The sequence below is a fragment of the Streptomyces sp. NPDC059443 genome, from assembly GCF_042750105.1.
GTDB lineage: Bacteria > Actinomycetota > Actinomycetes > Streptomycetales > Streptomycetaceae > Streptomyces.
Window position 1 is genome coordinate 31,553 of record NZ_JBHYVM010000051.1, and the last position, 20,030, is coordinate 51,582.

The window sequence follows — 20,030 nt, forward strand, 5'->3', positions numbered from 1 at the left end:
TCCTGGCGTCGGTCCTATAGGTGCGCGAGCTTGTCCAGGACGGGCGCGGCTTCACGCAGCTTGGCCCATTCGTCCTCGGTCAGCTCGGCCGCGAGCCCGGCCAGGAAGGCGTTGCGCTTGCGACGGCTCTCTTCGAGCATCGCCTCGGCCTCCTCCGTCTGGCGGACCACCTTCTGGCGGCGGTCGTCGGGGTGCGGTTCCAGCGTGACCAGACCCTTGGCCTCCAGCAGCGCCACGATGCGGGTCATCGACGGCGGCTGTACGTGCTCGCGACGGGCCAGCTCACCGGGGGTGGCGTGGCCGCAGCGGGCGAGGGTGCCGAGGACCGACATCTCGGTCGGGCTCAGCGATTCGTCGACGCGCTGGTGCTTGAGGCGCCGGCCCAGCCGCATGACGGCGGAGCGGAGGTCGTTCACGGCGACTGCGTCGTCACCATGGGAAAGGTCAGGCATGTTCTTTAGAGTAACTCATTACTCTCTCTAAAGAACACCGGGTATCCCCCGCCTCAACCGTCCCTCGACCCGCCCCCGTCCCGCCCCCGTCCCGCCCCTCGTCCCGTCACTCGTACGGGTGAGAGCGTTCCGGAAAGTGACACGCGTCCATGCCCTGTGCCCCGACCCTTTCGGCATGGGGACACATGTGTTCAGCATGCGTATAGACGGGGAGCTGCTCGACAGGCTCCGGACTCATGCCGCCAAACGCGGAATGAGCGTCCAGGACTATGTGGTCCGGACGCTCATTCGCGACGATTTCGACGAACGCTTCAAGGCCGCCGTCGACGAGACGGAGAAGTTCTACGGGCTTACGTGAGGCCGAGCGCCGGCATCGCGTAGTAGAAGACGAACACCGCCGACACGATGTACATGGCCACCGGGACCTCACGGCCCCGGCCGGTCGCCAGCCGCAGGACGCAGAAGGTCACGAAGCCGATGCCGATGCCGTTGGTGATCGAGTACGTGAAGGGCATCATCACCATGGCCAGGAAGGCCGGGACGGCGATGGTGAAGTCGTTCCAGTCGATGTCCCTGATCGAGCCGGCCAGGATCAGGAAGCCGACCGCGATGAGGGCGGGGGTGGCGGCCTGGGACGGGACCATGGTGGCGATCGGCGTGAGGAACAGAGACACGCCGAAGAGGCAGCCCGTCACCACGTTCGCCAGGCCGGTACGGGCGCCTTCGCCGACGCCCGCCGTGGACTCCACGAAGCAGGTGGTGGCCGAGGAGGAGGTCGCGCCGCCCGCGGCGACGGCCATGCCGTCCACGAACAGCACCCGGTTGATGCCGGGGAAGGTGCCGTCCGGCTTCGTCAGCTTCGCCTCGTCGCCGACGCCCAGGATGGTCCCCATGGCGTCGAAGAAGCAGGACAGCAGCACGGTGAAGACGAAGAGGATGCCGGTCAGCACGCCGACCTTGCCGAAGCCGCCGAACAGGCTGACCTGACCGACGAGACCGAAGTCGGGCGCGGCCACCGGGTTGCCCGGCCACGCCGGGACGGTCAGGCCCCAGGCCTGGTCCGGGAGCTTGGTGACCAGCTGTACGACCACGGCGGCGACCGTCATGGCCACGATGGAGATCAGGATCGCGCCGGGCGTCTTGCGGATGAGCAGGGTCAGCGTCAGCAGCACGCCGACCACGAAGATCAGTACGGGCCAGCCGTGCAGGTGTCCGTTGCCGCCGAGCTGGAGCGGGACCGTGGTGTGCGCGAGGTCCGGGATGCGGGAGACGAAGCCCGAGTCGACCAGGCCGATCAGCATGATGAACAGGCCGATGCCGATCGCGATGCCCTTGCGCAGGCCGAGCGGGACGGCGTTCATGACCCGCTCGCGCAGGCCGGTGGCGACCAGCAGCATCACCACGAAGCCGGCCAGGACCACCATGCCCATGGCGTCCGGCCAGCTCATGCGGGGGGCGAGCTGGAGGGAGACGACGGTGTTGACGCCGAGGCCGGCCGCCAGCGCGATCGGGACGTTGCCGATGACGCCCATGAGGAGGGTGGAGAAGGCGGCCGTCAGGACGGTGGCCGTGACGAGCTGGCCGCCGTCGAGCTGGTGCCCGTACATGTCCTTCGCGCTGCCCAGGATGATCGGGTTGAGCACGATGATGTAGGCCATCGCGAAGAAGGTCGCGAAGCCGCCGCGCACCTCGCGGCCGAAGGTCGAGCCGCGCTCGGAGATCTTGAAGTAGCGGTCCACGGGGGCCGACGTGCTCATGGGGACCTGGTCCTCGTTGGTGGTTCGGTGGCGATTCATTGGTGGTTCATACGGCGAAATTGGGACATGCCCAAGCCATTTCAGTATGAACACATGAACGAAAGCCCGTCTATCTCCGCGCGTAGATCTTGGGCTGAGCGGCCTAGACTTGTCCCCATGGCGAAATGGACTGCGCAGCACGAGGCCCCCGAGCCCCTGGAGGGCCCGATCGTCGGGACCGTGATGGGCGGCACGATCCTCTGGTTCGCCCTCTTCGTCGTCCAGCTCCCCTTCTACGGGTGGTTCGCCGACCGGGACCTGCTCTGGTGGGTGTGGACCTGCGCGGCCGGCGGCGTCCTCGGCCTGATCGGCCTCTGGTACGTACGGGGCCGCGACGCGGCACTGAAGCGACACGCGGCTGCGCTGGCCGCCGATGCGCTGGCCGCGCGGAACGAGGATGACCAGGCGGGTCCGGCCCCCCAGGCGGGCTAGCTGCCTGTCGCTCGGCCGCGGGCCGGCGGTGGCTGGTCGCGCAGTTCCCCGCGCCCCTGGCATACCCCGGCACCTGCCGAAAATCAGCCCCGGCAGTGGCGGCGCAGGGGCCGTAAGGGCTACCAGCGGAGGATTCGACTCATCCCGGAGTCGGATCTTCGGACCGCTCGGCGGGTGAACCGTTGAATCGCCCTTTACCGTCGAAAGCATGACGCAGCGGGCGAACACCGAATCAGACGCACCGGAGCCGGGTGGTGGCGGCGGCAGCGGCGCGGCTGCCGGGGTCGCCATCGACGCGGGGGCCGAGCTGGACCCCGTACACCCGGTCAAGCCGCCCGCGCCACGGTTCAAGGCCGGCGGGCTGACCACCGCCGAGGTCGCCGAGCGCGTCGCGCGCGGAGAGGTCAACGACGTCCCCGTACGGTCCTCCCGCTCCCTGTCCGAGATCGTCCGGGGCAACGTCTTCACCCGGTTCAACGCCATCATCGGCGTCCTCTGGGCGATCATGCTCTTCGTCGCGCCGATCCAGGACAGCCTCTTCGGCTTCGTGATCATCGCGAACACCGGCATCGGCATCATCCAGGAGCTCCGCGCCAAGAAGACCCTCGACGGCCTCGCCGTCATCGGCGAGGCCAAACCCAGCGTCCGCCGCGACGGCAGGACCGCCGAGATCTCCACCTCCGAGATCGTCCTCGGCGACGTCATCGAGCTCGGCCCCGGCGACAAGGTCGTCGTCGACGGACTCGTGGGCGAGGCCGAGGGCCTGGAGATCGACGAGTCCCTGCTCACCGGCGAGGCCGACCCGGTCCTGAAGAAGCCCGGCGACCCGGTCATGTCCGGCTCGTTCGTCGTCGCCGGCGGCGGCGCCTTCACCGCCACCAAGGTCGGCCGCGAGGCCTACGCCGCCCAGCTGGCCGAAGAGGCCTCCCGGTTCACGCTCGTCCACTCCGAGCTGCGCTCCGGCATCTCCACCATCCTCAAGTACGTCACCTGGATGATGATCCCGACCTCCATCGGCCTCGTCGTCAGCCAGCTGATCGTCAAGGACGACAACTTCAAGGACGCCATCGCCCGGACCGTCGGCGGCATCGTCCCGATGATCCCCGAAGGCCTCGTACTCCTCACCTCCGTGGCCTTCGCCATCGGTGTCATCCGGCTCGGCCGCAAGCAGTGCCTGGTCCAGGAGCTGCCCGCCATCGAGGGGCTCGCCCGTGTGGACGTGGTCTGCCTCGACAAGACCGGCACCCTCACCGAGGGCGGCATGGACGTCACCGAGTGTCGCCCGCTCGGCGGCGCGGACGCCGCGTACGTCAAGAAGGTGCTCGGCGCGCTCGGCGAGAGCGACCCGCGCCCCAACGCCAGCCTCCAGGCGATCATCGACGCCTACCCGGACAGTGCCGAGTGGCGCTGCACCGAGTCCCTCCCCTTCTCCTCCGCCCGCAAGTACAGCGGCGCCAGCTTCAGCGAGGGCGACGGCGAGAACAACACCTGGCTGCTCGGCGCCCCCGACGTGCTGCTCCCGCCCGGGGACCCGGCCCTGGACGAGATCAACGAGCTCAACGAGCAGGGCCTACGGGTGCTCCTGCTGGGCCGCACTGCCCGCGAGCTCGACGACGAGGCCGTGGCCACCGGGGTCAAGCCGACGGCCCTGGTCGTCCTGGAACAGCGGCTGCGCCCCGACGCCGCCGACACGCTGCGCTACTTCGCGGACCAGGGCGTCCAAGCGAAGGTCATCTCCGGGGACAACGCGGTCTCGGTGGGCGCGGTCGCCGGGAAGCTGGGCCTGCCGGGCGCGGAGAACACGGTGGACGCCCGCAAGCTCCCCACCGACCAGGCCGAGATGGCCAGGGTCCTCGACGAGAACTCCGTCTTCGGCCGCGTCACCCCGCAGCAGAAGCGGGACATGGTCGCCGCCCTCCAGTCCAAGGGCCACACGGTCGCCATGACCGGCGACGGGGTCAACGACGTCCTCGCCCTGAAGGACGCCGACATCGGCGTCTCGATGGGCTCGGGCTCGGAGGCCACCCGGGCCGTGGCCCAGATCGTCCTCCTCAACAACAGCTTCTCCACCCTCCCCTCGGTGGTCGCCGAGGGCCGCCGGGTCATCGGCAACATCACCCGCGTGGCCACCCTCTTCCTCACGAAGACGGTCTACTCGGTGCTGCTGGCCGTCCTGGTGGTCTGCTCCCAGGTCGAGTACCCGTTCCTGCCGCGCCACCTGACGCTGCTGTCCACCCTGACCATCGGCATCCCGGCCTTCTTCCTGGCCCTCGCGCCGAACAAGGAGCGGGCCAGGCCGCACTTCGTGAAACGCGTGATGCGGTACGCGATCCCGGGCGGCGCCATCGCGGCCGTCGCCACCTTCGTGACCTACCTGATCGCCCGCCACCACTACACCGGCGCGGACTCCCTCAAGGCCGAGACCAGCGCGGCGACGCTGGCGCTGTTCCTGACCTCCATGTGGGTCCTGGCGATCATCGCCCGCCCGTACACGTGGTGGCGGGTCGGCCTGGTCGGCGCGATGGGCGGGGCCTTCCTGATCGTCCTCGTCGTGCCGTGGCTCCAGGACTTCTTCCAGCTCAAGCTGGAGGGCGCGGTGATGCCGTGGACGGCCGTCGGCGTCGCGGTCCTCGCGGCCGCTCTGATCGAGTTCACCTTCCGGTGGGTGGACCGGAAGTTCCCGGCGTAGTCCGTCGTGGGCCGTCCGGGTTCACCCCCCGGGGGGATGGACGGCCTGTTCGCGCGTTAGTCATACTTGCTATATGGCTACGAAGAAGATCACGATCACCGTGCCTGAGGAACTCCTGGAGTCCATCCGCTCCCGGGTGGACGCGCGCGGGGTGTCGGCGTACATCACGGAAGCCGCGGTGCGGATGGACGCGGTGGACAAGCTGGGTGAGCTGTCGCTCGGCCTCCAGAAGGAGCACGGCGCCCTGACCGACGAGGAACTCCGCGCGGCGGACGAGTGGCTCGCGGCCATCGACGCCAAGCACGACGAGCTCACGGGGAGAGCGAGAGCGGAAGCGGGAGCCGAGGTGAAGCACGAGGCCGGACGGGAGGCGGCATGACTCCGCGTTCCAAGGCCGGCGACCTGCTGAGGCCGAGGCTGTTCGTCTTCGACTCCGAGGCCCTGTCGAGGGTGGTGCGCGGGGACCGGGCCTTCCTCGGCCTGGTGAACAAGGCCTGGGAGCGCCGGGCGCCGGTCGTCACCTCGGGCCTCACGACACTGGAGGCCCGGGATCCGCGGCCGGGCAAGGCGCCGAGGCTCTGGGACTGGGCCCTCTCGCGCGTCGAGGTCGTCCACGCCGACGGCGAGATCGTCGACAGCGCCCGCTCCCTGCTCACCGAAGCCGGTCTGCACGGCCACAAGTACGCCATCGACTCGATCCTGGCCGCCGTCGCGGTGGCCGGGGCCAGGCGGGGCAGCCAGGTGACGGTGTTCACCTCCGACCCGGACGATCTGGAGCGGCTCCTGGCGGGGATCCCGGTGGTGATCGAGCCCATCTGACGCTCCACGCAACGCCCTCACGCCGCCAGGCCGTGGTCCCGCTCCGCGCGGGCGGCGATGCGGGTGCGCAGGGTCAGCGTCGCCGCCGCCGCGAGCAGGCCGCCCAGCAGGGCCGCCCACCACAGGACCGCCGGGCCGACGCCGGTGTAGACGGTGACGCCGAGCGTCAGGGCGGCGAAGCGGGCGACGCCCCAGGTCCAGCTGAAGGCGCCCTGGTAGCGGCCGCGGGCATCCGCCGGAGCCAGGTCGGCGACCACCGAGGCGGCGATCCCGGCGACGACGACCTCGCCGAGCGACCAGACGGCCACCGAGACCACGTACCCGGCGACGGAGTCGGAGATCCCGGTCAGGGCCACCCCGACGGCGATCAGCGCGCTGCCCGCCGCCTGCACCCGCAGCTGCGGCAGAGCGGCCAGCCGGGCGGTGGCGAAGGGCTGGAGGCCCACGACGAGGATGGCGTTGACCGCCGCCAGGACCCCGTAGACGGCCGGCGAGTGGCCGCTGTCGCGGACGGCGAGGGGCAGCGCGACCTCGGTCAGCGAGTACACGAACAGCTGGATGCCGAACAGCGGGAGCAGGGTGAGCAGCAGCCGGTCGCGCAGGACGACCCCGTAGCCCAGGCCCGCGGCCTTCGCCGGCGCGCTGCGGGCCGGCTCGCGCAGCCGGGTCGCGACCACGGCCGCGTAGACGAGCGCCGTGCCGGCGTCGACGGCGAAGAGCAGCCAGTACCCCTGCGCGGCCAGGAAGCCGCCGAGGACACCGGCGACGGCCGTGCCGATGTTGACCCCCCAGCCGAAGAGCGCGTACGCCCGCTGCCGCCATCCGCTGTCCACCGCGTCGGCCATCAGCGCGTACGCGGCGGGGCCGACGACCGCTCCGGCCGCGCTGAGCAGCAGCGCCGCCGCGGCCATCGTCCACACCCCCGGGGCCAGGAACAGCGCGCCCTGCGCGAGCGCCGAGCCGATGAGCCCGATCAGCATCGTCGGGCGGCGGCCGATCCGGTCGGCGAGGAACCCGCCGAGGACGGGCCCGAGCAGGTTGCCCGCCCCCAGCGCGCCGAGGACGTACGAGGTTTCCGTGCCGGTGACTCCGCGGTCGGCCAGCAGGAACACCAGGAACGGGGTGACGAGGTGGCCCAGCCGGTTGACGATCGTTCCGGCGAAGAGGGTCCACACGGTGCGCGGCAGTCCGCGGAAGGAGGAGAACATGCGAGGAGCCTGCGCTCCGGGCACCCCGTGCCCCTATTGATTAAGCTGGGACCGAATCCAACGGGTCTGCGGGGGCGGGGACATGGAAAACACGCTGAGCTTCACGGCGACCGACCTGGCGCAGACCCGGTTCGCGGTGTCCCCGATGTGGGAGGTCGTCACCAGCTTCCGCCTGCTGCGCGAGGAGACCGACCCGCCGATGCACCGCCGCTGGGCCGGGCAGGTGCGCCCCCGGCTGGTGCGCGCGGGCCTGGACCGGGGCTGGCTGGCCGCCCTGATCCCGGGCGACGGCTACCTCGCGGACTTCCTCAACCCGACCCCGGCCGGGCCCTTCCCCGAACTCCCCGCCGAACTGGCGGCGATCCGCCGCAGCACCCCGGAACAGGTGCGCGCCGACCTCGCCGTACTGGTGCGGAACTCCGCCCGCCCCGCTCCGCGGCTCCAGCTGCTCCACGAGGAGCCCGAAGCGGTGCTGGAGAAGGTCACCGCCGAGATCGATACCTACTGGGAGCTCGCGCTCGCCCCGTACTGGCCGCGCATCCGCCAGCTGCTGGAGGCGGACGTGTTCCACCGGGCCCGGCAGGTGGCCGAGCACGGCTCGGCCCACGTCCTGGGCGAACTCCACGAGAACGTCAGCTGGGACGCCGGAACCCTGCGCATGGTCCGCCGCCAGTGCAAGATGAGCCGCGCGGACGCCGGCTCCGGACTGCTGCTGGTGCCCTCGGCCTTCGCCTGGCCGCGCGTACTGACCCGCTCGGTACCCCCCGAGCCGCCCCAACTCGCGTACCCCGCCCGGGGGATCGGCACCCTGTGGGAGCCCCGCGCGGCCGAGGCCCCGGAAGCCGTGGCCGCCGTGCTCGGCCGCTCCCGGGCCCTGCTGCTCGCCGAGCTCGACGTCCCGGCCTCGACCACGCAGCTCGCCCGGCACAGCGGCCTCTCCGCGGCCGGGGTGTCCCAGCACCTCGTGGCCCTGCGCAACGCGGGCCTGGTCACCGCCCACCGCAACGGCCGCTCGGTCCTCTACGCCCGCACGGCCATCGCCGACGCGCTCCTCACACCGGCGACCTAGTCGAACCAGCGGTCCCGGGCCAGTTCCGCCGTGCGGGACGGGTCCTCCAGGAGGGCGGCTACCTCGAAGCGGCGGGGCCACTGGCCCGCGGCCCAGGCGAGGGCCGCGGCGACGCCCTCCAGGGTGGCGGCGTGCAGGGTGCCGTCCGGGGTGCGGCGCCAGTCGAGTTCGATGCCGCCCGCGAGGAGTTCCTCGTGCTCCACGTACCCGGTCGGGGTGGCCGGGCCGAGGAGCTGGAGGACCGACTCGGGGACCTCGTGCTCCTCGCCCTCGGTGGTGACCTCGGCCTCCACCGTCTCCGAGAGGCGGCGTACCTGGAGCAGTTCGGCCAGGTCGGCGGCGCGGGCCGGGGCCACCGGGAGGAGGGGGAGGCCGGCCGTCAGGGGGAGCAGGTCGGGGGCGTCGGCGATCACCGCGTCGGCCGCGTCGACCACGACGACCTCGCCGTCCACGACCGCGCGCAGCTCGTCGGGGAGGGTGACCTGTTCGGGGTCCAGGTCGGCCAGGGCCCCGTAGAGGGCGTGCAGCTGCCGGCCGCCGACCTCGCGCTCCGGGTCGGCGAGCCGGGCCAGGAGCTCGGCCGCGCCGCCGGGCTCGGACAGGAGGGAGGCGACGGTGGTGCGTACGCCGAGTGCCCGCAGGACCTGTTCGTCCTCGAAGCCGGTGGCGTCCGCCGGGGTGTACAGGCCGGCCAGCAGCGGATCCCCGCCCGCCGAACGCAGACCGGCCGGGCGGCGGCCGTCGAGGACCGGGTGGTCGCGCAGCCACCAGGCGGTGTACGGGCGCACGGAGCGCGTGGTGCCGTCGGGGAGGAGGATGCGGACGGGCTGGGTGAGGGCGTCGCGCAGCGGCGGCTGGGCGAGCATGGCCAGGGCCTGGGGCCAGCAGTCGTCGTCGACCAGGTCGAGGTCCCGTACGGCCACGAGTTCCGTGGCCACCGGCGGGACCGGGGTGTCGGGGAGTTGGTCCAGGACGTCCTCGCACCACACGTCGACCGCGTCGAGCAGGCCGGCGTCGTCGGGTTCGGCGAAGTCCCCGTCGCGGGGCTCCAGTTCGTCCGGGTCCAGGACCACGTCGGTGGCGCGGACCAGCTGGAAGGTGGCCAGGACCCCGACGGCGGTGAGGGTCCGCTCGTCCCAGCGGGCCACCAGGTCGGCGTCCACGTACGGGACTTCGTCCTCGCGGATGACGGAGGCCAGCGGGGATCCGGGGAGCAGGAGCTCGCCGGCGGGGGTCGGCTCGCCGTCCTCGTCGGGCAGGGCGAGCGCGCCCAGCCACGGTTCGTCGCCGGGCGACAGCTCGGCGGACCGCACCAGCCCGAGCACGATGTCGGCGAGCTCGTCGGCGTCGAGGGCATCCTCGTCCCAGATCTCCCCGGCGTCCAGGGAGCCCGCGACGGCCGCCCGCACCTGCGGGGTCGTCAGCACGGCGCGCGGGGAGGCCGGGAGCGCGCCGAGCTTCTCCAGCAGCGGGTGCGCGGCGTCGGGGTGCGCCACCTTCAGGCCGAGCCGGGCCAGGCTCGCGCTGCTGACCCCGTCCGGGGTGTCGGCGCCGGGCAGCAGGATGTGCCGGGGCCCGATGGAGGTGCGTCCGTCGGCCAGTGGCACGGGAAGGCCGGAGAGCCGGTCCGGGTCCACGCCGGCGAGGCTGTCGTAGAGCCGGTGCCACCAGTCGGGGGTCCGCTCGATGCCCGCGATCCGCTCGATGGCATCGCCCAGCGGCAGCCGGCCCACCCCGAGGGTGCGCAGCTCGGGGCGGCGCTCCAGCCCGGCCGGGAGCAGGGTCGGGAGCACCTCCGCGAGGACCCGTACGGTGTCGGCGCCCGCGCCCTCCACCACCTCGGCCTCGAAGGGCCGCAGGGCGCTGCGCACGCCGAGCTCCTCCGGGTCCTCGGCGGGGGCGGCCGGGGCGAGGAAGGCCGTACGGGGCAGCCGCTTGAGCACGGCGGCGCGCAGGGCCCCGTCGAGCTCGCCCTTGCCGAGCAGGCCCGGTACGAGGTCCACGAGCGCGGTGGTCACCGGGTCCCAGGAGCCGAGCAGTTCGGCGTACGCGTCGGCCGCGCGCTCCACCAGGAAGTCGGTCAGCGGCCCCGGCGCGGGGTGGCGCCGGGCGGTGTCCAGCGGCAGGGTCGCGATGAGCAGCGCCGGGATGCCGAGCGGCTCGTCGGTCGGGGTCGGCGCGTGCACCACGGGCGCGGTGGCGGGGCGGAGGGGGGCGCCCTCGGAGTCCACGGGCACGGACCAGGACACCGCCCAGGCGGGCCGCAGCCGTTCTTCTACGGGGCGGTCGGCGAGCAGGGCCTTGTCGATGGGGCCGGAGTGCCGGACGGTACGCCAGCGGTTCGTGCCGGAGTCCCCCGAGCCGGAATTGGAGTCCTGGATGACGGTGTACGGGCCTTCGGCGCGGCGCGTCAGCGTCCGCACGCCCCCGGCCGCATCCGCCGACGGGATCTCCACGACGACCTCGGCCAGCCCGGGCAGCGTCAGCAGCAGGGCGTCGTCGATGGCGGCGAGCAGCCGCCGGACCAGGTCCTCGGCGGCGGCGTCGCGCAGCGGGAGCACCACGATGGTGTCGTAGCCCTCGGGCGCGGTTCCCTCGGCGGGCAACGGGAGCCGCAGCAGCGGGACGTGCCCGTCGCGGCGGCGCAGCTCGTCGCCGAGCCCAGGGCTGCCGACGGCCGCGCCGCGGGCCAGCTCGCGGGCCTCGGCCAGTGACCAGCGGACTCCGCCGTGCCGCCCGAGGACGGCGGGCTCGTCGGAGACGGCCAGGACGGCGGCGAAGCCGACGCCGAAGCGGCCGACGCTGCCGGCGGTGTCGTCCCGCTTGGCGGAGGCGCGCAGGGTGGACAGCGACTCCACGCCGGTGGCGTCCAGCGGGGCCCCGGTGTTGGCGGCGGCGAGCACCGCGTGGCCGCCCTCGCCGGAGTGCAGGGTGAGCCGCAGCCGGCCGGGGACCCCCGCGCGGGCGGCCGCGTCGGCGGCGTTCTGCGCGAGCTCGACGACCAGCCGGTCGCGGTAGCCGCCGAGGGCCAGGTCCTCCTCGGCGTTGGCGTCCTCGCGGAACCGGGCCGGGCCCGCGCCCCAGGCGTCGAGCACCCCGCGCCGCAGCCGGGCCGTACCGAAGGGGTCGATGCCACCCTGGGCCGCCGTCACTCGCACGCTCACGCCGCTGCCTCCAAGCCGTACCGCTCTGTCCCGCATTCACGGAATGCCGGATGCGGAGGCCCTGAAGGTATCGCGTGCGGGTAACCCCGACTCCACCAGGCCGTTGGCGTCGCGTTTCAGGCACACTGCATGGGTTGGAACCGGCCTGTCTGCATCGGCGTGTCTGTATCGCCATGTCTATGAGATCTATGAGGTGCTCATGATTACGCTCACCAAGGAAGACGGCCCCGCGGACCTGGGTGGCGTGACCCATCTGTCCATCGGAGTCTCCTGGGACCCCACCGCCGGCAGCAGCGGCGGCCTGATGGGCAAGTTCAAGCGGAAGACCGGTACCGACCTGGACCTGATCGCGATCGTGATGCAGGGTCAGAGCCCGGTCCGCCTCGCGGGCCTCGACTCCCTGGACCCGATGGGCAACGGCTCGCTGCTGCACAGCGGGGACAACCAGACCGGGCACGGCGACGGCGACGACGAGACGGTGACCGTCGAGTTCGCCCGGATACCGGGCAACGTCACGTCCATCGTGTTCGTCGCCGCCGCGTACAAGAAGGGCAGTTCGTTCCAGAACGCGCGCAACATCAGCTTCAAGGTGTACGACGCGACGGGCGGCAGCAGCCAGCAGGTCGCCGACATCTGGCCGAGCCTGCTCGGCACGGACAACGGCTGTGCCGTGGCCAAGGCGGTACGCGACGGCTCCGAATGGAAGCTGCAGGTCATCAACGAGACCGGGAAGATCAAGCAGGGCGACGAGCAGGCCCTCATGCGCTTCGCGATGTCCAAGTAAAAGGAGCCGGGGCGGGCTATTCCTGTCCGGCGAGGTGTGCGAACACCACGACGTTGGCGTCCCAGTGACGGTCCTTGGTGAGGTTGCCGCCGCAGGTGATGAGGCGCAGCTCCGCCTTGCCGTGGGTGTCCCCGTAGACCTTGTCGGTCGGGAACGCGTCCTTCTTGAAGGTGTCGACCGAGTCGACCTCGAAGACGGCGGTGCTGCCGTCGTCGCGGTGGATCTCGATCTTCTCGTCCTTCTTCAGCTTCTTGAGGTTGTAGAAGACGGCCTCGGGCACCTGGGGGGTGTCCATGTGCCCGACGACGGCGGCCGCGCCCTTCTCCCCGGGGGTCGGGCCGTCCTTGTACCAGGCGGCGTCCTTCGGCTTCGCGAAGTCCGGTTCCTGCATGACGCCCTGGGCGTCGAGCCCGACGGTGTCGAGGGTGGCGTCGACCTTGATGTCTGGGATCACGATGCGGTTCGGGACGGAGGCCTTCAGCACCGATGCGGGCTTGGCGTCGGCGGGGCTGTTCTTGACCTCGCCGCCACCGCCGCCGGAGGAGCAGGCGCTCACGAGGACGACGGTGAGGGCCGACGCACCCGCCAGGGCGGCCACGCGCACCGCGCGGCCGCTCCGGCGGGGGGCGAGGTCCGGGGCGGACCGCTCAGCCATTGTCTGCCGCATCCGAGGGGACCCAGCCGAGGGGGGCCTGGCCGGTGTTCACGGAACCCTTGGGGGTCTTGTGCTTGTCCGGGGTCACGGGGGTGACCGGGGCCGGCTTCGGCTTCGGGGTGCCCGTGGCGTCGGTGGAGAACTTGACGGTGTCGAACTCCTTGCCGCCCGCGAAGGCGTGGACGCCGTAGTAGCCGGTCTTGACGTCCTTGGCGACGACCGCGGTACCGGTCCAGACGCCCTTGCCGTCGTTCTTCAGGTTGACCTGGCCGCCGAAGGCGTCGGACTTGATGAACGCGCTCTTCTCGTTCGCCGCCGTCTTGATGGTGACCTGGATCTTGTCACCGGGCTTGCCGCTGTCCTTGGACAGGCTGAGCGTGGACTCCGTCGGCTTCGGGGCGTCGAACTTGACGGTCAGCTGCGCGGTGGCCTGGAGCTTCTCGCCCTTGGGGCCCGTGCCGGTGAGGGAGACGCCGTAGTTGCCGGCGGGGACCTTGGCGACCGTGGCGGTGGCGCCCCGGCCGTCGGTCATCTTGACGTCGTCCAGGGCCTTGGAGGAGATGGAGAGGTGCGTCGAGCCGTCCGGCACCTCCATCGAGAGCTGGACCGAGTCGCCCGGCTTGGCCGAGGAGGCCGACAGCTTCAGGGCCACCGGGGCTTCGGAGGCGGTGCCGTGGCTGCCCGACGCCGTCGGGTTGGCGTCGGCGGCGAACGCGACGGTGGGGACCGCCAGGGCCATCGACGAGGCGAGGGCGATCGCCGAGAGGGTGAGTGCCTTGCGCATGGGGTTCCTCCTGAACGGGCCGGGGTTCGTTCCCGGCACACCAGACATGAGGGACATCCTGGGGCGGTTGGTTGCGGCCCTCCAGTGGACCGCGCAGGGCCCCTGCCATAGGTCCCGCCGCATAAAACCGCAGGCCGCGGGGGCGACCGGGATGCCCCGTTTGCGGACCCTTTGCCGCGATTTTTGGGACCAAAGTCCCGGGGTTCGGGGCGGCTGGCGGGCCGGGGGTCTTCAGGTCCTCTTCAGGGCCTGCTCAGGGCCTCTTCAGGGCGTGGTCCGGGAACGCGGGAGCCCCCGGTGACGAGATGTCACCGGGGGCTCCGGAGAGTGTGGGCCGGTCGTCGGTCAGAGGCCCTCGGTCAGAGGTTCTCGATGACGTAGTCCACGCACGCGGTGAGCGCCTGCACGTCCGCCGGGTCGATCGCCGGGAACATCGCGATACGGAGCTGGTTGCGGCCGAGCTTGCGGTACGGCTCGGTGTCCACGATGCCGTTGGCGCGCAGCACCTTGGCGACCGCGGCCGCGTCGATGTCGTCCGAGAAGTCGATCGTGCCGATGACGGCGGAACGCTTGGCTGCGTCCGTGACGAACGGGTTCGCGTACTTCGACGCCTCCGCCCAGCCGTACAGGTTGGCCGCGCTGGCCGCCGTACGCCCGGTGGTGAACTCCAGGCCGCCCTGGCTGTTCATCCACTCCAGCTGCTGGTTCAGCAGGAAGAGGGTGGAGAGCGCCGGGGTGTTGTAGGTCTGGTTCTTCAGCGAGTTGTCGATCGCCGTCGGCAGCGAGAAGAACTCCGGGATGTGCCGGCCGGAGGCGTGCACGCGGGCCGCGCGCTCCAGGGCCGCCGGGGAGAACGCCGCCAGCCACAGGCCGCCTTCGGAGGCGAAGGACTTCTGCGGGGCGAAGTAGTAGACGTCGGTCTCGGTGATGTCCACCGGCAGGCCGCCGGCGCCCGAGGTCGCGTCCACCAGGACGAGGGAGCCCTCGTCCGCGCCCGCGACGCGCTTGATGGGCGCCGCGACACCGGTGGAGGTCTCGTTGTGGGTGAACGCGTAGACGTCCACGCCCGCCTCCGCCACCGGGTCCGGGTGCGTACCCGGGTCGGAGGAGATCACGGACGGCGCGTCCAGCCACGGCGCGGACTTCGCGGCCGAGGCGAACTTGGAGGAGAACTCACCGAAGGTGAGGTGCTGCGACTTCCGCTCGATGAGACCGGCGGTCGCGATGTCCCAGAAGGCGGTGGAGCCGCCGTTGCCCAGGATCACCTCGTAGCCCTCGGGGAGGGAGAAGAGGTCCCTGAGGCCCTGGCGCACCGAGCCGACCAGGTTCTTGACCGGGGCCTGGCGGTGTGAAGTTCCGAGCAGGGAGGTACCGGTGGCGGCGAGGGCGTCCAGCGCCTCGATCCGCACCTTGGAGGGGCCCGCGCCGAAGCGTCCGTCGGCGGGCTTGATGTCAGCGGGAATCTGGATCTCAGCCACGAGCGGAGCGTATCCGGTCGCGGTCCGCACCTTGGAGGCGCGTCCACCCGATGAGACGCGCGGGAGCGGTGGGAGGGTGTCGGACGTGACGTCACCCGGTGAACGCGAACGAACACACGGACTAGCGAGCGAACGAACGCGCGACGGAACGCTCGAACGGACATTGCGGGCGAACCTGCGCGGAGAGGTCGACTTCGGGGCCGCCGCGCGGGCCCTGACCACCATGGACGCCTCGAACTACCGCCGGGTCCCGGTCGGCGTGGTCTCCCCGCGCGATGCCGACGACGTGGCCGCGGCCCTCGCCGTGTGCGCCGAGGCCGGTGTGCCGGTCGTCCCGCGCGGCGGCGGCACCTCCATCGCGGGCCAGGCCACGGGGGTCGGGGTGGTCCTGGACCTGACCCGCCACATGAACGCCCTCGTATCGCTGGACCCCGCCTCCCGGACCGCCGTGGTCCAGCCCGGCCTGGTCCTCGACCGGCTCCGCGACGCGGCGCGGCCGCACGGGCTGACCTTCGGCCCGGACCCGTCCACGCACTCCCGCTGCACGCTCGGCGGGATGATCGGCAACAACGCCTGCGGGGCGCACTCGGTGGCCTGGGGAACCACCGCCGACAACGTGGCGGAGCTGGCGGTGACGGCGTACGGGGGCACGCGCCACCGCCTCGCGACGGGCTGGGCGGGCACCCCGCCGGGTCTACGGGAACTGGTGGCGGGGAACCTCTCCGTCCTCCGGACGGGCATGGCCGGGGGCCCGGCCGACGGCTTCTCGCGGCGGATCTCCGGCTACGGGGGCCTCGACGCGCTGCTCCCCGAGCGGGGCGTGGAAGCGGCCCGGGCGTTCTGCGGGAGCGAGGGCACGCTCGGGGTGGTGACGGAGGCGGTGGTGCGCCTGGTGGAGGCGCCGCGCGCGCCGGTGCTCGCGGTGCTCGGGTACGTCGACGAGAGCGCGGCGGCGGACGCGGCGGCGGGTCTGCTGCACCACGGGCCGCTGACGGTGGAGGGCATGGCGGCCGACCTGGTGGGCCCGGCCGCGGGCGGGCTGCCCCGGGGCGGGGCGTGGCTGTTCGTGGAGATGCGGGACGAGGGCGCGGCCCGTGCCCTGCTGCGGGGCGCCGACGCGCTCGACTCCCTCCTCGTCACCGACCCGGCGGCGCAGCGGGCGCTGTGGCGGATCCGCGAGGACGCGGCCGGGACGGCGACCCGGATGCCCGACGGCTCGATGGCCTGGCCGGGGTGGGAGGACTGCGCGGTGCCGCCCGTGCGGCTCGGCGCCTACCTGCGGGAATTCCGCGCGCTGCTGGCGGAGCACGGGCTGCGCGGATCCCCGTACGGCCACTTCGGGGAGGGCTGCGTGCACGTCCGGATCGACTTCGACCTGGCGTCGACGGGGGGAATCGCCCGCTTCCGCTCTTTCTCCTCCGAGCTGGCGGACCTGGTCGTGGCGCACGGGGGCTCGCTGTCGGGGGAGCACGGGGACGGCCAGGCGCGGGCGGAACTGCTGCCGCGCATGTACGGGCCGTCGGTGATCGGGCTCTTCAACGCCTACAAGGACGTGTGGGACCCGGCGGGCGGCATGAACCCGGGGATCCTGGTCCGCCCGGCGCGGCTCGACGAGAACCTCCGCTTCGAGGTGCTCCCGTCGTCGTCCTCTTCATCGTCGTCGTCCTTCGCGGGGGAGATCGCCCGCTGCGTCGGCGTCGCGAAATGCCGTTCTACGGAGACCGGCGGGCCGGGGGTGATGTGCCCGTCGTACCGGGCCACGGGGGAGGAACAGCACTCCACGCGCGGCCGGGCCCGGCTGCTGCACGAGATGCTGGCCGGGGAGATCGTGACGGACGGCTGGCGTTCGGCGGAGGTCGCCGAGGCGCTGGACTTGTGCCTGGGCTGCAAGGGCTGCCGCAGCGACTGCCCGGTGGGCGTGGACATGGCCTCGTACAAGGCGGAGTTCCTCCACCACCACTGGTCCGGCCGCCTCCGCCCGCTGTCCCACTACGCACTGGGCGGGCTGCCGGCCTGGCTGCGGGTGATCGCGGCCCTGCGGGTGGCCCGCCTGGTGAACGCGGCGTCCCGCTTCCTCCGGATCCCCGGCCTGGAGCGGGCCCGCGCGCTTCCGGAGCTGGCGCCGATCCCGTTCACGCGTGAGATTCAGCCCCGCCGGCGTTCGAGGCGCGGGGTCTGGGGCGGAGCCCCAGGTCTTCGGGGTCCGGGCGGAGCCCGGGGAACGGTGGAAGGGCGGGTAGGGGAGAGCCGCCCGCAGGGCCCGCCCGCACCCGCGCCCGGGGCGGTGGTCACGGTGTGGCCGGACACCTTCACGGAGTACCTCGCCCCCGAGACCGGTCACGCGGCCGTACGGGTGCTGCGCGCGGCCGGGCTGGAACCCGTACTCCCCGTCGCGGGTCCCGTCTGCTGCGCGCTGACGTACATCTCCACCGGCCGCCTCGACCGGGCCCGCAGGGTCCTGCGCCGCACGCTGGACGCCGTAGACGCCGTAGGAGACCCGCCAGGGCCGGTCCTCGTCCTCGAACCGAGCTGCGCGGCGGCCCTGCGGACCGACCTCCCCGCCCTCCTCCCGGAGGACCCCCGCGCGCACCGCCTCGCCGCCGCCGTCCGGACCTTCGCCGAGACCCTGGAGGAGTACGCCCCGCACTGGCAGCCTCCCCGCCTGGACCGGCAGATCGCCGGCCAGACCCACTGCCACCAGCACGCGGTCCTCGGCGACGCCCCCGACCGCCGGCTGCGCGAGCGCGCCGGGCTGACGGGCGGGCTCAGCGGCGGCTGCTGCGGCCTCGCGGGGAACTTCGGCTTCGAGCCGGGCCACCACGAGGTCTCGGTCGCCTGCGCGGAGGAACAGCTCCTGCCGTCGCTGCGGGCGGCCCCGCCGGGTGCGGAGGTGCTGGCGGACGGGTTCTCCTGCCGGACCCAGATCGCGCAGCTGGCCGGCGGCCGCCGGGCCCGGCACCTGGCGGAGGTCCTGGCGGAAGCGCTGGGGGAAACACCGGGGGAGGAGGAGCCGGAAGCGGAGCCGGAGGTACCGCCGAGCCGGATGTAAGGCAAAACACGCGAGCACGGTCCTTACGAACCCCCTAATCTGGATAAATGCCCGCACCGACGTCCCCCGCCTCCCCGCCCACGGCGCCCGCCGCCGGCCCTCCCCCTGCGTCCGACCTTGCCGCCGGCCCCGCGCCCGGGTCGCTGCGGGACCGGTTCGGCCCGGTCGCCCTGGTGGTCGCGGCGGGCGTCTCCGTGCAGTTCGGTGCCGCCCTCGCAGTCATGATCATGCCCAGGGCGGGCGCGGCGGGCGTGGTCACCCTGCGGCTCGCGGCGGCCGCGCTGGTGCTGCTGCTCGTCTGCCGGCCGAAGGTGCGCGGCTACTCCCGTTCCGACTGGACCACCGTGGTGTGGTTCGGCGTGACCATGGCCGGCATGAACGGCCTCTTCTACCAGGCCATCGACCGCATCCCGCTCGGCCCCGCCGTCACCCTGGAGGTGCTGGGACCGCTGGTGCTGTCCGTCGTGGTCTCCCGGCGCCTGATGAACCTGCTGTGGGCGGGGCTGGCCCTGGCCGGCGTCGTGCTCCTGTCCACCCACGGCGGAGGCGGCTTCGGCGGCCTCGACCCGCTGGGCGCGGCGTTCGCGCTCGGAGCGGGCGGCATGTGGGCGGCGTACATCGTCTTCAGCGCCCGTACGGGCCGCCGGTTCCCGCAGGCGGACGGGCTGGCCCTGGCGATGGCGGTGGCGGCCGTACTGTCCCTCCCCCTCGGAGTGATCGAGGCGGGCGCGGACCTGTTGCGGCCGAGCACGCTGGCGCTGGGGCTGGGCGTGGCCGTGCTGTCCTCGGTGCTGCCCTACACGCTGGAACTGCTGGCCCTGCGAAGGCTGCCGGCGCCGACCTTCGCGATCCTGATGAGCCTGGAACCGGCGATCGCCGCGACGGCGGGCTTCCTGATACTGAACCAGTCGCTGTCCGCGCTCGACGCGGCGGCGATCGCGCTGGTCATCGGCGCGAGCATGGGCGCGGTGCGCTCGCAGACCCGGCGGTGACCTTGTCCGGCCCGTCGGTCGGGGACTACCTGGCGGGAGTCCCCGAGCCCCGGCGGGAAGCGCTGACGCGGCTGCGGGAGCTGTGCGTGGCGGAGCTGACGGGTGCGGGCTTCGAGGAGGTCATCGCGTACGGGATGCCGGCGTACAGGCGGGGCGGGGTCGCGGAGCTCGCGTGGGCGAGCCAGAAGCAGTACGTCTCGGTGTACTTGATGCGCAGCGAGCTCCGGGAGGCCTTCGCGGAGCGGCTCGCGGCGCACGACATGGGCAAGGGCTGCCTGCGGTTCCGCCGGGTGGACGCCATGGACTGGGACCTCTTGCGGGACCTGCTCCGCGCGACGGCAACCCTGCCGGCGGGGCCGGCCTGCGGCTAACTGGTCCCCGGGTCCGTTTCCGCCTGCGGCGCCGCGGCCGCGCCTCAATCGCCGGCGGGGCTTGATTTGGTGCCGCGCCGCTGCCCCGGTGCGGGACCGTGCCTGGGCTACTGCCGCACCGTTGCCAGGTGCGGGGCGGTGCCTGCGCCGCTTCCGTGCCGTTGCCCAGGTGCGGGCCGTGCCTGTGCCGCTGGCGCGCCGTGCCCGTCTGCCGCGCCGTTGCCGGGGGCGCTGCCCCCGGGCCCCCCCCCCCCGACACCCCCGCCGGGCGGGGCCTGCGGGGTAGGG

17 protein-coding genes are annotated in these 20,030 nt (G+C 72.6%); 10 read left to right on the forward strand and 7 right to left on the reverse strand.

The window, feature by feature from the left end; all coding sequences use genetic code 11:
• Positions 1–14 precede the first annotated feature (14 nt).
• Positions 15–452 carry a MarR family winged helix-turn-helix transcriptional regulator gene (locus tag ACFXDJ_RS33810; RefSeq protein WP_384663048.1) on the reverse strand — a complete coding sequence of 146 codons (438 nt, stop codon included), beginning with the start codon at positions 450–452 and terminating at the stop codon, positions 15–17.
• A gap of 175 nt (positions 453–627) precedes the next feature.
• On the opposite strand from ACFXDJ_RS33810, the gene ACFXDJ_RS33815 reads away from it, so the two are divergent.
• Positions 628–810 (forward strand): ribbon-helix-helix protein, CopG family, encoded by a 183-nt coding sequence (locus ACFXDJ_RS33815; RefSeq protein WP_330297093.1) that lies wholly within the window; start codon positions 628–630, stop codon positions 808–810.
• Here the strand turns inward: ACFXDJ_RS33815 and ACFXDJ_RS33820 are convergent.
• The gene (locus ACFXDJ_RS33820; RefSeq protein ID WP_384663046.1) at positions 803–2,248 is read right to left on the reverse strand and encodes an NCS2 family permease; all 1,446 of its coding nucleotides are present in this window, start codon (positions 2,246–2,248) and stop codon (positions 803–805) included. The genes ACFXDJ_RS33815 and ACFXDJ_RS33820 overlap by 8 nt on opposite strands.
• Positions 2,249–2,365: 117 nt before the next feature.
• Here ACFXDJ_RS33820 and ACFXDJ_RS33825 point away from each other — a divergent pair, with 117 nt between their 5' ends.
• The 4 genes from ACFXDJ_RS33825 to ACFXDJ_RS33840 all read left to right on the forward strand — a co-directional run bounded on the left by ACFXDJ_RS33825 (position 2,366) and on the right by ACFXDJ_RS33840 (position 6,188).
• Positions 2,366–2,680 carry a DUF2530 domain-containing protein gene (locus ACFXDJ_RS33825; protein WP_384663044.1) on the forward strand — a complete coding sequence of 105 codons (315 nt, stop codon included), beginning with the start codon at positions 2,366–2,368 and terminating at the stop codon, positions 2,678–2,680.
• A 208-nt stretch (positions 2,681–2,888) separates the two neighbouring features.
• Positions 2,889–5,369: an HAD-IC family P-type ATPase gene (locus tag ACFXDJ_RS33830; protein WP_384851164.1), complete on the forward strand. Its 2,481-nt coding sequence runs from the start codon at positions 2,889–2,891 to the stop codon at positions 5,367–5,369.
• A gap of 73 nt (positions 5,370–5,442) precedes the next feature.
• On the forward strand, positions 5,443–5,748 hold the full coding sequence (locus ACFXDJ_RS33835; protein ID WP_384664201.1) for a hypothetical protein: 306 nt from the start codon (positions 5,443–5,445) through the stop codon (positions 5,746–5,748).
• Complete coding sequence (locus ACFXDJ_RS33840; protein ID WP_384664200.1) at positions 5,745–6,188, forward strand: hypothetical protein; 444 nt, start codon at positions 5,745–5,747, stop codon at positions 6,186–6,188. The genes ACFXDJ_RS33835 and ACFXDJ_RS33840 overlap by 4 nt, the downstream gene beginning before the upstream one ends.
• A 17-nt stretch (positions 6,189–6,205) precedes the next feature.
• Here the strand turns inward: ACFXDJ_RS33840 and ACFXDJ_RS33845 are convergent, their stop codons facing one another.
• Positions 6,206–7,396 (reverse strand): MFS transporter, encoded by a 1,191-nt coding sequence (locus ACFXDJ_RS33845; RefSeq protein WP_384851166.1) that lies wholly within the window; start codon positions 7,394–7,396, stop codon positions 6,206–6,208.
• 82 nt (positions 7,397–7,478) lie between these two features.
• Between ACFXDJ_RS33845 and ACFXDJ_RS33850 the strand changes: the two genes are divergently transcribed.
• A complete protein-coding gene (locus tag ACFXDJ_RS33850; RefSeq protein ID WP_384654607.1) occupies positions 7,479–8,465 on the forward strand; it encodes a DUF5937 family protein in 987 nt (328 codons plus the stop codon).
• On the opposite strand, the gene ACFXDJ_RS33855 is transcribed toward ACFXDJ_RS33850, so the two are convergent.
• Positions 8,462–11,629: a sacsin N-terminal ATP-binding-like domain-containing protein gene (locus ACFXDJ_RS33855; protein ID WP_384851168.1), complete on the reverse strand. Its 3,168-nt coding sequence runs from the start codon at positions 11,627–11,629 to the stop codon at positions 8,462–8,464. The genes ACFXDJ_RS33850 and ACFXDJ_RS33855 overlap by 4 nt on opposite strands.
• 199 nt (positions 11,630–11,828) lie before the next feature.
• Here ACFXDJ_RS33855 and ACFXDJ_RS33860 point away from each other — a divergent pair, with 199 nt between their 5' ends.
• A complete protein-coding gene (locus tag ACFXDJ_RS33860) occupies positions 11,829–12,413 on the forward strand; it encodes a TerD family protein (protein ID WP_384654613.1) in 585 nt (194 codons plus the stop codon).
• A 16-nt stretch (positions 12,414–12,429) separates the two neighbouring features.
• On the opposite strand, the gene ACFXDJ_RS33865 is transcribed toward ACFXDJ_RS33860, so the two are convergent.
• From ACFXDJ_RS33865 to serC, 3 genes are all read right to left on the reverse strand, one after another.
• Positions 12,430–13,068, reverse strand: coding sequence for a class F sortase (locus tag ACFXDJ_RS33865; RefSeq protein ID WP_384654616.1), 639 nt, complete (start codon positions 13,066–13,068; stop codon positions 12,430–12,432).
• Positions 13,061–13,852 carry a hypothetical protein gene (locus tag ACFXDJ_RS33870; protein WP_384654619.1) on the reverse strand — a complete coding sequence of 264 codons (792 nt, stop codon included), beginning with the start codon at positions 13,850–13,852 and terminating at the stop codon, positions 13,061–13,063. Before ACFXDJ_RS33870 ends, ACFXDJ_RS33865 begins: the two co-directional genes overlap by 8 nt.
• A gap of 359 nt (positions 13,853–14,211) precedes the next feature.
• Entirely contained in the window at positions 14,212–15,330 is a 1,119-nt protein-coding gene (gene serC, locus ACFXDJ_RS33875; RefSeq protein ID WP_384654622.1) for a phosphoserine transaminase, read from the reverse strand.
• A gap of 223 nt (positions 15,331–15,553) precedes the next feature.
• Between serC and ACFXDJ_RS33880 the strand changes: the two genes are divergently transcribed.
• From ACFXDJ_RS33880 to ACFXDJ_RS33890, 3 genes are read left to right on the forward strand one after another with little or no spacing between them, the layout of a single operon-like run.
• Positions 15,554–18,379: an FAD-binding and (Fe-S)-binding domain-containing protein gene (locus tag ACFXDJ_RS33880; RefSeq protein WP_384851172.1), complete on the forward strand. Its 2,826-nt coding sequence runs from the start codon at positions 15,554–15,556 to the stop codon at positions 18,377–18,379.
• 47 nt (positions 18,380–18,426) lie between these two features.
• Positions 18,427–19,371 carry a DMT family transporter gene (locus ACFXDJ_RS33885; RefSeq protein ID WP_384663969.1) on the forward strand — a complete coding sequence of 315 codons (945 nt, stop codon included), beginning with the start codon at positions 18,427–18,429 and terminating at the stop codon, positions 19,369–19,371.
• Entirely contained in the window at positions 19,368–19,742 is a 375-nt protein-coding gene (locus ACFXDJ_RS33890; protein WP_384663967.1) for an iron chaperone, read from the forward strand. The genes ACFXDJ_RS33885 and ACFXDJ_RS33890 overlap by 4 nt, the downstream gene beginning before the upstream one ends.
• Positions 19,743–20,030 lie beyond the last annotated feature (288 nt).

Bases quoted from the DNA above. Each gene is read 5' to 3' on its own strand.
- ACFXDJ_RS33850 (WP_384654607.1), top strand. From the start codon at position 7,479: ATGGAAAACACGCTGAGCTTCACGGCGACCGACCTGGCGCAGACCCGG.
- ACFXDJ_RS33860 (WP_384654613.1), top strand. From the start codon at position 11,829: ATGATTACGCTCACCAAGGAAGACGGCCCCGCGGACCTGGGTGGCGTG.
- ACFXDJ_RS33880 (WP_384851172.1), top strand. From the start codon at position 15,554: ATGGACGCCTCGAACTACCGCCGGGTCCCGGTCGGCGTGGTCTCCCCG.
- ACFXDJ_RS33870 (WP_384654619.1), bottom strand. From the start codon at position 13,852: ATGCGCAAGGCACTCACCCTCTCGGCGATCGCCCTCGCCTCGTCGATG.
- ACFXDJ_RS33845 (WP_384851166.1), bottom strand. From the start codon at position 7,396: ATGTTCTCCTCCTTCCGCGGACTGCCGCGCACCGTGTGGACCCTCTTC.
- ACFXDJ_RS33840 (WP_384664200.1), top strand. From the start codon at position 5,745: ATGACTCCGCGTTCCAAGGCCGGCGACCTGCTGAGGCCGAGGCTGTTC.
- ACFXDJ_RS33825 (WP_384663044.1), top strand. From the start codon at position 2,366: ATGGCGAAATGGACTGCGCAGCACGAGGCCCCCGAGCCCCTGGAGGGC.
- ACFXDJ_RS33835 (WP_384664201.1), top strand. From the start codon at position 5,443: ATGGCTACGAAGAAGATCACGATCACCGTGCCTGAGGAACTCCTGGAG.
- ACFXDJ_RS33830 (WP_384851164.1), top strand. From the start codon at position 2,889: ATGACGCAGCGGGCGAACACCGAATCAGACGCACCGGAGCCGGGTGGT.
- ACFXDJ_RS33885 (WP_384663969.1), top strand. From the start codon at position 18,427: ATGCCCGCACCGACGTCCCCCGCCTCCCCGCCCACGGCGCCCGCCGCC.
- ACFXDJ_RS33815 (WP_330297093.1), top strand. From the start codon at position 628: ATGGGGACACATGTGTTCAGCATGCGTATAGACGGGGAGCTGCTCGAC.
- ACFXDJ_RS33820 (WP_384663046.1), bottom strand. From the start codon at position 2,248: ATGAATCGCCACCGAACCACCAACGAGGACCAGGTCCCCATGAGCACG.
- ACFXDJ_RS33810 (WP_384663048.1), bottom strand. From the start codon at position 452: ATGCCTGACCTTTCCCATGGTGACGACGCAGTCGCCGTGAACGACCTC.
- ACFXDJ_RS33865 (WP_384654616.1), bottom strand. From the start codon at position 13,068: ATGGCTGAGCGGTCCGCCCCGGACCTCGCCCCCCGCCGGAGCGGCCGC.